At 43.1% G+C, this 13,210-nt stretch carries 13 protein-coding genes and 1 pseudogene; 1 reads left to right on the forward strand and 13 read right to left on the reverse strand.

Annotation, left to right across the window (positions count from 1 at the left end):
• Positions 1–72: 72 nt before the first annotated feature.
• Complete coding sequence (locus tag EDM21_RS13620) at positions 73–1,908, forward strand: AAA family ATPase (RefSeq protein ID WP_157336259.1); 1,836 nt, start codon at positions 73–75, stop codon at positions 1,906–1,908.
• Between the two features lie 106 nt (positions 1,909–2,014).
• On the opposite strand, the gene EDM21_RS13625 is transcribed toward EDM21_RS13620, so the two are convergent.
• The 13 genes and pseudogenes from EDM21_RS13625 to EDM21_RS13685 form a co-directional block, all read right to left on the reverse strand.
• On the reverse strand, positions 2,015–2,596 hold the full coding sequence (locus tag EDM21_RS13625; protein WP_235918182.1) for a hypothetical protein: 582 nt from the start codon (positions 2,594–2,596) through the stop codon (positions 2,015–2,017).
• A gap of 8 nt (positions 2,597–2,604) precedes the next feature.
• Complete coding sequence (locus tag EDM21_RS13630; protein WP_157336261.1) at positions 2,605–3,228, reverse strand: recombinase family protein; 624 nt, start codon at positions 3,226–3,228, stop codon at positions 2,605–2,607.
• Positions 3,229–3,323: 95 nt separating this feature from the next.
• Positions 3,324–3,797, reverse strand: a complete 474-nt coding sequence (locus tag EDM21_RS13635; protein WP_157336262.1) for an HNH endonuclease — start codon at positions 3,795–3,797, stop codon at positions 3,324–3,326.
• Positions 3,798–4,655, reverse strand: a complete 858-nt coding sequence (locus tag EDM21_RS13640) for a hypothetical protein (RefSeq protein WP_157336264.1) — start codon at positions 4,653–4,655, stop codon at positions 3,798–3,800.
• A 128-nt stretch (positions 4,656–4,783) separates the two neighbouring features.
• Positions 4,784–4,882 (reverse strand): annotated as a pseudogene (locus EDM21_RS13645) (LuxR C-terminal-related transcriptional regulator); the annotation flags it as partial.
• A gap of 403 nt (positions 4,883–5,285) precedes the next feature.
• On the reverse strand, positions 5,286–5,963 hold the full coding sequence (locus tag EDM21_RS13650) for a hypothetical protein (RefSeq protein ID WP_157336265.1): 678 nt from the start codon (positions 5,961–5,963) through the stop codon (positions 5,286–5,288).
• 707 nt (positions 5,964–6,670) lie between these two features.
• Complete coding sequence (locus EDM21_RS13655) at positions 6,671–6,895, reverse strand: helix-turn-helix domain-containing protein (protein WP_009672290.1); 225 nt, start codon at positions 6,893–6,895, stop codon at positions 6,671–6,673.
• Positions 6,896–7,129: 234 nt separating this feature from the next.
• Entirely contained in the window at positions 7,130–7,699 is a 570-nt protein-coding gene (locus EDM21_RS13660; RefSeq protein WP_157336266.1) for a hypothetical protein, read from the reverse strand.
• A 20-nt stretch (positions 7,700–7,719) separates the two neighbouring features.
• On the reverse strand, positions 7,720–8,331 hold the full coding sequence (locus EDM21_RS13665; protein WP_157336267.1) for a hypothetical protein: 612 nt from the start codon (positions 8,329–8,331) through the stop codon (positions 7,720–7,722).
• A 256-nt stretch (positions 8,332–8,587) separates the two neighbouring features.
• Positions 8,588–9,400, reverse strand: a complete 813-nt coding sequence (locus EDM21_RS13670; protein WP_157336268.1) for a pyruvate, water dikinase regulatory protein — start codon at positions 9,398–9,400, stop codon at positions 8,588–8,590.
• Positions 9,401–9,420: 20 nt separating this feature from the next.
• A complete protein-coding gene (locus tag EDM21_RS13675; RefSeq protein WP_157336540.1) occupies positions 9,421–10,032 on the reverse strand; it encodes a helix-turn-helix transcriptional regulator in 612 nt (203 codons plus the stop codon).
• A gap of 91 nt (positions 10,033–10,123) precedes the next feature.
• Complete coding sequence (ppdK, locus tag EDM21_RS13680; protein ID WP_157336269.1) at positions 10,124–12,952, reverse strand: pyruvate, phosphate dikinase; 2,829 nt, start codon at positions 12,950–12,952, stop codon at positions 10,124–10,126.
• Positions 12,924–13,112: a hypothetical protein gene (locus EDM21_RS13685; protein ID WP_157336270.1), complete on the reverse strand. Its 189-nt coding sequence runs from the start codon at positions 13,110–13,112 to the stop codon at positions 12,924–12,926. The genes ppdK and EDM21_RS13685 overlap by 29 nt, the downstream gene beginning before the upstream one ends.
• Positions 13,113–13,210: the final 98 nt, after the last annotated feature.

The raw sequence follows: 13,210 nt of genomic DNA on the forward strand, positions 1-13,210 counted from the left end.
TTCTCCACATTTTCCCACAAATTTCTACGAATTATGATAAGATTATTAAAAAAACCAACGGTGGTGACTGTATTGAAACTTAAGTGGTTTCAAATTAAAAACTTTAGGTCTATTGTTGATTCAGGTAAATGCTATGTGAACAACGATATCACTGTCTTTGCTGGTAAAAATGAATCTGGAAAAAGCAATATTCTACAAGCATTAAAAGCTTTCCATGATGGAGAATTTGATGAAGAGTATGATTTTAATATGAATGATAGCAATCCCGAGTTAATCCAATGTTACTCGGTTAGCGAAAAAGAAATACATAAAATATATATGGATATCCTCAAGTATAAGTCAGATTATGAATTTGAAAGAAAAATTGGAGAATTAGAATACGACCTTATTATTCATAAAGACCATCAATCCATTGTTAATGTTGAAGGCAATTGGTTAGAAGTAATTGAAGAAATTAGGCAAGGAGAATTACAGTTTTGGGAAAGAAAAATTTCAACTTCAGTTATAAACGTTATTAAGAACAACAAGGATCTTCCCGATTCTGTTATTGAAGAATTAAAAGTACTCCAATTAGAAAATAAAGATACCTATGGCGCTGCAAAGCTATTGTCAGAGAAATTTCAAGATCAGTCTGTTTCTGACGCAAACATCAAAAAAATACTCGATGAATATTCCACAGCTTCAGATTTTGAAGATAAAATCAGTGATTTCGACAATATAATATTACCAAAGGTAATTCTCTTTTCCTCATTTACAGATCTACTCCCAGAGAAGGCAGATAAAGACACAGCAAAAACAAGTAACATAATTCAAAGTTTTTTTAAAATTGTTGATATTTCAAGCGATAGCATCTTCTCTGAATCCTCCAGACAAAAAAGAACTTTGTTAGTTAACCAAGCATCAACAAGGATATCGGGGGATTTTTCAAATTTTTATAAACAAAATGAAGTAAATATTCGTCTTGATGTGGATGGAGATGAACTTAGTTTTTACCTTTACGATGGTGCTAATGTAACCCCTTTCAAGCCTGAACAAAGAAGTCAAGGATTTCAATGGTTTCTATCGTTTTATATTACGTTAGTTGCAGAAAAACTATCAAGTTCGTCAATCATTTTGTTAGACGAACCTGGCTTATATCTGCACGCAAAAGCGCAACAAGATATGTTAGAAGTGCTCGAATCATTAGCAAAAACAAACCAAATATTATTTACCACACATAGTCCCTATTTAATTGATACCAATAGATTAGATAGATTAAGATTGGTAATAAAAAATGAAAATACCACTTACATAGAGAATAAGTTCCATAAAGTCTCGGATAGAGATACATTAACACCGATTATCACTGCTATTGGTTATGATCTTTCTACAGGTATATCTTTAAACAGTGATCTTAATGTCATCGTTGAAGGAATTTCAGATTATTATTATCTTCAAGCAGTGAAATCATTCATTGAATTAAAAACAAGATTCACTATTATCCCTTCTATTGGGGTAGATCAAATTCCTAACATAGCGTCGATTCTCTTCGGATGGGGAGTTCCATTTGTGTGTTTACTTGACAATGATCAACAGGGAAGAAGTGTAAGTCGAAAGCTAACAAGATTTGGTTATGAGGAGAATAGAGAATTTATGTTTATTTCGGATAAAAAACTAATAATCGAGGATTTGTTCTCAACCAATGATTTTTACGAGCACATACTACTTGAACCTAAACCAGAAAATCAATCAGAAAGCAACTCCTCACTTTCGGCGACAGGTGGTAAGGTTCTTTTAGCAAGACGTTTCTTCGATAGAATATCCTCAAAACAAGAGAACATAAGTCTTGATGTGACTACAATTAAGAACTTCCAAGCTCTTTTTCACAAAATTGATCAACGTTCTTTCCCAAATCTAATTGCAAATTAAACTTACAATAGCAAAACCCAAAGGGTGGTGTCTACCACCCTTTAATTTTAAATCAGTTCTATACATCACACGTGAAATGTTCATATTGTCCATAAAATGTCCATACTTAAGCAAGAATACCGAACAAATTATAAACATCAATATTCCCTTCTGAATCCACGGTTATTTCCTTTATCAACTTGCTGAGTATCGCCCTGACCTTATCCACTTGGTCATAGTTGTTGAAAGTGGATAGTTCATTCAATGTAGCTTTGATTCGTGACCGTTCTTCTTCGTAATCCATTTGTCGAACCGATTCGCCTTGAACTTTCTCCAACTTCGCTTCAAGACCAGCAATTTCCTTTTCGTACATACCCTTGTCAAAATTGTATTGGGCGTCATCCACCTCCCCAAGCATGTGGAACCGTCTTAACTTGAATAATAATTCCCTGTTTTGTTCGATTTGCTTTTGAATCTTCTTGATTTCCTTCTCCGAACTTTTTGCCTTCTTCTCTTGCGACTTCATTTGACTGATAACCGAATCCGCGCACGTTTCAACGTCCAATTGTTCGCTTATCTTCTTGCCGATCCATCCGATCAATTCATCTCTCATTTCTTGATAGGGAACCCATTTACCGTTTTCACACCCCGCCACGCCCGCTCGACGCCTTCTTGAACGCATCAGATATTGATATTTCTTGCCCCTCATCTTGGAACTCATGGTGACCATCGCAGAACCGCAGTGCTTGCAGAAGATGATTTTACGGAAACGTTGACGGGTTGCTTATGACTTCCGCGTGTACCGCCTCCTCGAAACTGACGAAGCTCCTTTGACCATTCAAACACTTCTTCGTCGATGATTGCTTCATGTGTCTTGAAGTCGGTTCGTTGCCATTTCTTCTTTTCTTGTTGTACCATCTTCTTTCTGCGGTCTTGAAGGTTATTAAGATCGTTATAATGGACGGTATTGGTGTACTTGCTGAATACGTTATAACCCATATAGGCTTCGTTTTGTAAGATCCGATGAATCGTTGTTATACCCCAAACGCCTTTTTGCTTCGGGGAAGGAATCGCCACATCGTGGGAATTCAAATAATTAACGATTGCCTTTTCGCCCATCTTGTGGTTCACGTACAGATCGAAGAACATTTTGACGACCTTTGCCGCTTCGTCATCAATGACAACTGTTTTCCGTCCATCGATTTCAGCTTTTTTGTATCCGTAGGGTGCGAATGAACCTGTGAAATTTCCCTTTAATGCCGATTGTTGCAGTCCACGTCGAGAAGATACGCTTATCTGTTCGCTTAATTTCTGATTGACCGCAGACACGATGCCGAACAATAATTCGTTGTTGTCCGTTGCGGTATCGTATACCTTATCTTGTACACGAACGTGTCAGGAAGGCGTCATTTTGTTCGTCTGACGACACATCTCGATTACCTCACATTTGAGAGATTTTCTGTTATTAACTTTTTTATTTCTTCAATCGTGTAACATGGGTATTTACTGTGAATCATGCTATGACAATTTGAGCAGACCATTTTGATGTCATCAATGCTTATTTTTGTTTCTCTTGTTAGACCACTAATAGGCTTTGTATGATGACCTTCGATAAAACTTTTACCAATATCACCATATGCTTTTTGAAAACTAAAACCGCATGCTTCACAGGACAATAATGGATCTTTTTTTGCATATAAATCCTTACATTTTTTCATAAATACAACATCTCGTTCTTTTCTAAAATGCAAGAACAGTTTTTTTTTACCTTCAAAAGTACTTAACGATTCTGTCGAATCGTTATGAAGTATTATCGATGTGACTACTTCATCTCCCTGTTTTACGAGATTCCCGTTTATATCATAGATATCCAAAACTGATTCAACTGGTATAAATTCGAGGATTTCCATTTAAGATTGCCCCTTACAACTTGAACAAAATAGTTGCATTTCGTTATTATAATTTGTCTTTACTAATGCCCAATTGAATGAAAGGTTTTCTCTTTTTTCATCACAATGCGGACAAATAAAGAAAAATCGTTTATGCGACTTAATTATATCGTTGTATGTTAATGTTTGGCCTTCTTCCAGCATATTATTTTCACTTAAATGTGTCTGAATTCCTCTTAGATGATCAGTAATCATATGTGATGTTGCCTTGAAATTTGGTTCTAACGATACCCGAGTTAAAAGTTCCTCTATTACAGAATTATACTTAATTAAGATATTATCTTTAACGAAAGCATGTTCTTCTTCAACCACATTATCAAGAGAACATATATGAAAATTCTTTTTATCAATTCCCAATTGGTAAAATACTTGAAATATGTATTCAGTCTTTATATTGGATTTAATATATTGTTTGGTAAGAACTAATTGTTTGTATGTTAAAGGACGAGATTCCGCATACTTTTTCTCCTTCGTCCCTATCTTTAAGCTTAGGATATTGTTTAGAAAGCTTTGATTGAAATTATCCGGATATTGTTCAATTAAAAAGTTTTTAAAAGATGAAAGGTGCGATATAAGAGAATCAATTAAATTTGGTGCATAATCATTATCAAATAAAACTTTAATGTATTCTTCAACATCTTTTTGGACAAATAAATTAAAAGGTTTATTGGTGAATTTATGAAACTTGAAAAAATTTTCAAGTTTTTGATAATAACCTTTGTCAAAATCAGTCATCGCTTTGTACTGGTCTATCCAATTCTTGTTATTGGATTCAATTTCTTTAGCAGTTAGCTCTTTCGGAAACGATGCTTTTCCCATAAAACACACCTCTTAACTACCTTCATTTTCTAACTTTTACCATCCAGTATTATTCTGTTTGTAACCTCCAAATCCTTTTTTTAATGCTTAAAAAACAAAAAGACGCCGTTTTTCAGGCGCCTTTCCCATTACTCTTCCTTTATGACGGTTTTATACATCACATTGGAGATATGGTTTCGCACAGTCTTCTCGCTGATAAAAAGCTGCTGTGCAATATCCTTCGTCGTCGTTTTGTGCTGTAAGTACTGTTATAACCAAAAAACTTCAAACTAAAAAAAGGCGGCTTATGGGCTGCCTTCTTTGGTTTATTTTCAGAAACTATGATGCCATGCTTACCCTGGCAAAACACCTTTATCTTTTTCTCGATGGCAGTGTGCTCTACCCCATCTGCCCATCTCATTCCCTGTAGCTCACACTGTTTAAATTTATTCATGTGATTCCACCTTTATCACGGCTATGTTGAGGATGAGGGATAATTTATAGAATGTCTTCCATCTGATCCTAGTGTATGTTTCCTTACTTATCGGAGGATTTAACTTAATCATTGATTTGCTCGCTTAATCTTAATAATCCTTCAGGAGAGATCGGACAATTATGTCCTTTCTCCTAAAATTCGTAATAATTCCATTCTTATGTTACTCGAAAATAAGCTATCCTATTATCTTCTGAAACCATAAGATCTACGCTTTCAGCATGCTCTACAAAATACCTTAAGGCGATAGAATCGGTTAATGATTCTTCAAATGTCCAACCTATTGGGCTGATGTTTATCTCACCTTTAGCCACTAGAATTGTTCTCCGGAAAAACTCCCAAAGATCTGACGGTATAGATTCAACATCTGCTTTGTGCTGCAAAAATTCTTTTGTCTGCACCCTGTAACGTTTCAATTTTGAAATGGGAGTATCTGCATTACGATCTCTGAAATACATATCATGCGTAAATGTGTCTAAGTGATTTTTAATTGCTTTGTTCAACTCTTCTTGAGCAGCTACCTTTAAGTTCAAAAATTTAATACTTGTAAGATGATTATTTTCAAAAACCTTATGTGCCAGTTCAAAATACTGAAGGAATTTCTCTACTACTATTTCGGAATATTCAATATTGGTCACTGGAATATACAGTTCTTTCCTATTGCCCGTGTTTTTAAGTACAGGAACAAGGAAAAACAAATGAATAAGATCAAAATGGTATGACTTATGATCTGTGGAAGAATTATGAATCTTCTCTATTCTAAAATCTGTGACCGTTTCATGTTCGAATTGCTCAGTAATTAATGTTAATGTTTTTTCTTCTTTTGCCCAATCCATGATACTCCTCCTAAATCAAAAATCGGAAAAGAGGAGTTTAATTTACTCCTCTTGATTTAATATTTTATTTAATTGTAACTTCTGCAGATTTAACTGGCAAAATACCGTAAATCCGCTCGCCATGTATAGCACTTATACCTGCAATGGCTCCGGTCACTCCTGCATAGTATTTTCCTGGAGCATAAAGGGGTTCTTATTCTTATATGTATGTAATCAGCTCGTACAGCTTTCATTTCTCTTAAATCACCAACGCCTCTAAAGTAAAATGTACCACGGCAGAGGTTTAATCCTTGTGTGATTCAAACTATATTACATTGGAGATATGATTTCGCACCGTCTTCTCGCTGATAAAAGCTGCTGTGCTATATCCTTCGTCGTTTTGTTCTGTAAGCATTGTTAAACAAAGTAAATCCCCATGCCTAGTGGCCCCCCAGTTACTCGTCATCACGTGGTAATGCTCATCTTTTCTTGTCCAAATATAGAAGATAACAGAATTTACAATCCCTCACGAACTTTAAAATAAATCCGATGAACCCCCTGCTTTGAGGACTGCTTTTGAAGCATTTATACCGGAACGGCAAAGAGCATACATTCATCTGAACCCCAACAATCCAAAACTCAGGGATTAAAGATTAAAAAAACCTCTTCAGGATCATCCGGTAAGCGGATCATTCTAAAGAGGGTTTCCCCTGGCAAGGGTTGCTTCGTCAGATTTTAAGTTCGCCGAGCTTAATTAGTTCGACTACCGCCTGTGAACGACCTTTTACGTTCAATTTTTGCATGACATTGGAGATATGGTTTCGCACAGTCTTCTCGCTGATAAAAAGCTGCTGTGCAATATCCTTCGTCGTTTTGTCCTGTACCAGCAGTTCGAAGACTTCGCGTTCGCGATTTGTCAGTAAGAATTTGTTTTTATGGTCGCTTCCCTTCAAGTTGCCATCCCTCCTTGCTCGGGTTTTTGGGGTCATTACAAGGGTAAGGGATACAGTCAACTTAGTGTATGAAGGGCGGTTACCAATGGTGCAGTGGCGGAGGGAAAATAGGCGATTGGGTGGAAAGTGCTAATTTGTTACGTGAATATTTTAATAATTCAGCATTACTGACCATTAAGAAAATAAAAAAAACATGGTGTTCAGTTATTACCAAACACCTTATCTTAATACCAACTATTTAAATTTACTAAATGCAGATTCCTGTAGATTTTTAAACCTTTCATTACGCGCTGCTTCGTTTTTTTCTTTTTCATCATGTCCATCCATATTGATTTTCCCCTGATTCAAAGCATGAATCCAATAGGCCTGTTTTTCTTCAGACCAATTCAAAAATAGGATGTATCTATTTCCAGGTATCAAAGGGGTATACTCATCAGCTATTATTTTTGTTCTTCCGGGTTTTATACCATTATCAACCGTGAAAAACCTCTCAATAACAGGAAGTATTTGAGGAACTTCTGCCTTATCAGTAGAGTTTTTTAATACTTTATTGACCTTAACATCTGTTAAGGTGTAAGAGTCCACATATTCCTTCTCTTTGACTATTTCTTTGTTAGTTGATGTAGGAATCACTTCAACGACTAATGATACATCACTGATCAATTTATCTACGTCCTCATAGACTTCATGATTATAAACTGCTCCTGTTTCTTCCCCAATAACTCTTTGATCTGCTATATAATAACCAGAACCCATAATGCCTAAAGTTAAAACACAAGTTATGAGCAACCTTCTATTTTTCATCTGTTCATCTCCTTAAAATTTCACCATTTATTTGCTAAGTGATTCGCATCTTCTGAGGTAGGGGAAGATAAATTAAATTTACCAGATTTCATCCAATGAGAACCCGAATGTGCAGGAGCAATCTCAAAATGACTTATTCCTAGAGCATGGCCAATTTCATGTCCTGTATTCATAGATCTTTCTGCCCAGCTCCACTGTGACATGCTCCCAGCATCCAACTGAATCCTCGCAAAGTTGTAATTAGATCCATTGTTGATATCGGAGATGTACACTGTAGAAAGTGCTCCATTCGATAATCGATTATAATAATCTGCTGCACCGTATACACCACTTCCTAATGACCCATAAACAACATAAATTTTTATTTGCGCAAGTGATGCATATGCATCTGAAATCTCCCAAAGCTTTGCTGTTGAGCCTGATACAGCATTCCAATTAGTCTCGGCATTCTTAACAATGTCAGTATAACCATATGATGCAACAGATGAGTCCAACCAATATTGGAAATCAGGACCATTAGTGTTACTTCCTTTTTTTACATGTGCAATGCCATAATCCGCATAACTATTCGAACTCCCAGTTAGCATTGACATAGCAATAGATGTTGCCAGTAGAATAGTCCTTTTTTTCACGCAATTATCTCTCCTTATATTTTTCTCATAAATTACATATTATACCTTATACAACTATACATTATATAAATTAAAAAACAAACAAAATATTACACTTTTGAAAATAAATAAAAGAGCGTGATCGGATTAATCGCTGACAGCGATTAATCCGATCACGCTCTACACCTAGGCCCTATGCAGCCAAAGCTGATTCGCAGCCATGGACAGCATGATCGGCACTTATTCTTCTAGGACAGCGACGCGCCCCATCAGGCCATCAAGCCTGCATAAACTCAATAATGAGACCGGCCGTCTCCTCGATAGCTTTGTCGGTCACGTCTATGACCGGGCAGCGCAGACGCTTCGCAATGGCGATAGCATGCTCCAGCTCCTCGTTGATCCGTCCCAGGGTTGCGTACTGGGAGCCGAATGGAAGCCCCAGCGTCTTAAGCCGCTCGATACGGATTTTGAACAGCTTCTCGGCGTTCATCGTCAACGCGACGATGCGGCTGCCGGGAAACTCGAACAATTCCGGAGGAAGCTTCACTTCCGGCACAAGCGGGAAGTTCGCCACTTTGTATCCCTTGTGCGCAAGGAAGATGCTAAGCGGTGTCTTTGAAGTGCGCGACACGCCGATCAGTACAATATCGGCATTCATCATCGATGTCGTATCGCGGCCGTCGTCGCATTTGACAGCGAATTCAATGGCCTCGACACGCCGGAAATAAGCATCGTCCAGCTCGTGCATAAGACCCGGCTTACGGGTTGGCGCGCCATCGAATGTATCAATATAAGCCTGCATCATCGGCCCCATGATATCAATGGCACGGACCCCGAGGCGAATCGCTTCTTCCTTCATCATTTCCCGAAGTTCAGGCTGAACGAGCGTATAGGCGACGAAGCCGCCCTCACGATGCACTTCTTCCATAATCTCACGGATTTCATCTTCATGTTTAATATGCCCGATCCGCCTCATCTTGACATCTTGGCCGTTAAATTGGCGAATCGTGGCACGAACGACCGTTTCCGCCGTCTCTCCAACGGAATCGGAGCAGATTGTGATCGTTTGTTGTTGTGCATCCTGAACCATCCGGTATGTGTTCCCCTTCCTTACCACTTCCGGGCCGCATCAAGCAGCACTCGGGTCATTGTCGTTTTGGAAATGCGCCCGACCACTTCAAGAGACGGCTGGTCGCTCCCGTTCTCATGTGGAATAACTACAGGCAGCATATCGATCTGGTGCTCCGACATTTTGCGTGCCGCTTCAATGACATCATCATCCGGCGTAACAGTGATGAGCTGAGGTTTACGCGTCATGACTAAGCTGACCGGCATGGAAGCAGCTGCAGGATTGCCAAGCGTCACCTTAAGCAGGTCCTTCGGCGATATGACGCCAAGCAGCATGCCTTCCTCATCCGCAACGACCAGTCCGCCGACGTTATCGACGAACAGGGCGACGACTGCGTCCCCTACTGTGGCGGTCTTGCGAACGATGACCGGCATCGACTGAACCTGCTTCACCTTAAGCTTGAGACCGTTTGCTTGTTCTTCACGAAAAGACTTGTTCGGAAAATAGCCGACCTTCGGCTTGGCATTAATATGGCCGAGCATCACGAGGAGAGAAAGATCCGAACGAATAGTCGGACGGCTGACACCCAGCTGTTCTGCGATCTGCTCTCCTGTGATGGGTGCCTGTTTATGAATAAAATCCAGAATTTCCATCTGGCGCTGCGACAACTGAATAGCTCTCACTCCTCACGGGCGGATTCCCGCAGGTGCAATCGGGTATAATTCCATGATATATAAAATGCCGTTACGATACAATCTTTTGCTGTTCGGCCAAGCTGTTTTTCTCCGCTTCGGCCGCTTCGATTTCCGCCTGGGCAGCGGCAATTCTGGCAATCGGAACCCGGTAAGGTGAACACGAAACATAGTCAAGACCCATCTCGCGGCATAACCGGATCGATTTCGGGTCGCCTCCATGCTCACCGCACACGCCTGTCTTCAGCTTGGGCTTCAGCGCGCGGGCACGTGTGACCGCGAGGTCGATCAATTGCCCCACGCCGTCACGGTCAAGTACCTGGAAAGGATTGTCCGGCAGCAGCTTATTGTCTACATAGTGTGTCAGGAACTTGCCTTCCGCGTCATCACGGCTGTAGCCGAATGTCATCTGCGTGAGGTCGTTCGTACCGAACGAGAAGAAATCGGCATGCGCCGCAATCTGAGGCGCAGTCAAAGCGGCCCGCGGCACCTCGATCATGGTGCCCACTCGGTAAGGGACCGCATTCCGGTTGTCACCCAGCATCTTCTGCGCGACTTGGTCGACTAACTCTCGCATGATGCGAAGCTCGTTAGCATGCCCGACAAGCGGAATCATAATCTCCGGCGACACCTCGATGCCATCGCGGATGCAGTCCTGCACTGCGGCAAAAATCGCCTCGATCTGCATGCCGTAAATCTCGGGGAAAAGAATCCCCAGACGGCAGCCCCGCTGACCGAGCATCGGGTTCACCTCATGGAGCCCGCGAACTTTGCGGATCAACGCTTCCAGCTGTTGAAGCTCCAAGTCCGATTCGGGAGATTGGCGCCCTCCGGCAGGAATTGATTCTCTGGAAACGTCCGAACGTATCACTGGTCCGGAGCTGCGCTCATTGCTGTTTGCTGCTGCCGGAATCCCCGGACTCTCATCCGTCTCCGGCGTAGAAGCGGCTCTTTCTTTGCGTGCAGCAGACAAGTGCGCATGACGCGTGAGAAGATCCTCCAGATTCGGCAGGAACTCGTGCAGCGGCGGGTCCAGCAGCCGGATCGTCACCGGCAACCCTGCCATCGCGCGGAAGATCGCGGCGAAATCGCTTCTCTGCATCGGCAGAAGCTCCCCGAGCGCCTCAGCACGGACAGCTTCCGTATCGGCCAGAATCATCTTCTGGACGATGGGCAGGCGCTGCGGCGAGAGGAACATGTGCTCCGTCCGGCACAGGCCGACGCCTTCGGCACCGAAGCTGCGGGCTTTAGCCGCATCTTCCGGATTGTCCGCGTTGGCATACACTTTCATGCCGCGCACATCGTCCGCCCACTGCAGCATCTCCAGCAATTCCGCGGACATGTCTGCCTCCTTCAGCGGCACCTCGCCGATCATGACGCGGCCGGTTGCCCCGTCAATCGTCAGCCAGTCGCCTTCGGCGATCGTCTGTCCGCCGATTACGGCCCGGCGCTGCTTCGCGTGAATGACAAGCGCTTCACAGCCGCAGACGCACGGCTTGCCCATTCCGCGGGCAACGACAGCCGCATGGCTGGTCATGCCGCCGCGGGAAGTCAGCACCCCGCGGGCTGCCAACACACCATGGATGTCTTCCGGCGTCGTCTCCGTGCGGACAAGGATAACGGCTTTGCCGCTTCGCGCCTGCTCCTGCGCCTCATCCGCGGTAAACACAGCTTGTCCGCAAGCCGCACCCGGTGAAGCGGGCAAACCGGTGCCCAGCGCGGCAGGAGCGGCGCTTTCATCCAGGCTCGGATGAAGCAGCTGGTCCAGGTGCGAGGGCTCTACCCGCATCAGCGCTTCTTCTCTCGTAAGGATGCCGGCCCGCACCAGCTCGACGGCAATCCGCATAGCGGCCTGGGCGGTACGTTTGCCGCTGCGTGTCTGCAGCATGTACAGCGTGCCGTTTTCAATGGTGAACTCGATGTCCTGCATGTCCCTGTAATGCTTCTCCAGAAGACCCGCCATTGCGACAAGCTGCTCATAGATGGCAGGCATGTCCTGCTGCAGTCCGGCGATAGGCTGAGGCGTGCGAACACCGGCCACTACATCTTCCCCCTGGGCGTTTGTTAAGTATTCGCCGAACAGCACTCCCTCACCCGTACTTGGATTTCTTGTAAAAACAACCCCTGTCCCGCTTGCCTCGTTCAAGTTGCCGAAAACCATAGCCTGTATATTAACCGCCGTGCCTTGTTCATCGGGAATCCCGTTCAGACGGCGGTATATTTGCGCTCGTGAATTATTCCAGGACCGGAAGACGGCTTCGACCGCCATATGAAGCTGCTCGTACACATCCTGCGGAAAGGCAGTCCCCGCTCTTTTGAGGATAAGGGATTTGTACGTGCCGATCAGTTCCTGCCAGGCCTCCGCCGTAACGGATTGATCCGAATGCGCTGCGTGCGCTTCTTTTAAGGCGTGCAGTTTCTTCTCGAACCAGGCGCCCTCTATTCCGAACACTACGGTCCCGAACATTTGAATAAGCCTCCGGTAACAGTCATAAGCGAACCGGGGATTATTCGTAGCCGCCGCCAGTCCCTGCACGGTCTCGTCATTCAGGCCCAGATTGAGAATGGTATCCATCATGCCCGGCATCGAAGTAACCGATCCCGAACGGACGGAAACGAGGAGCGGCGCAGCCGCATCCCCGAAACGCTGGCCCTTGCGGACCTCAAGTACCGTCATCGCTTCACGCACTTCCCGGAAGAGTCCCCCTGGCAGCCGGCTTTCTAAGTAGTAAGCCCTGCAGGCTTCCGTCGTGATCGTAAAACCCGGAGGAACAGCCAGACCTGCTCTTGTCATCTCGGCAAGATTCGCCCCCTTGCCCCCCAGTAATCCTGCTAAAGATTGGTTTCCTTCTTCAAAGTGCATTAGCCACTGCTTGCTCATTCGTTTCCACTCCCTTGTTATCTGCTGCCCCTGTACAGGCTCTGTCGCTGCATTCCATGTAGTAGACCATCACTCTGTCCGTATCCAACTCACCCAAAATCCGGTCGCACCACTTACAAAGCAGAGTGCCCAGCAGATTATCCGATTTCACTTTCTCCATCGTTCATCGCTCCTCTTATTGGATAATGGTACTTACTGAGATATATGACGTCATAATACCAAACATGTATGAACACCTTTTCATTCTTTTAAAAAAAG

This window comes from Paenibacillus lutrae, assembly GCF_009757775.1.
GTDB lineage: Bacteria > Bacillota > Bacilli > Paenibacillales > NBRC-103111 > Paenibacillus_F > Paenibacillus_F lutrae.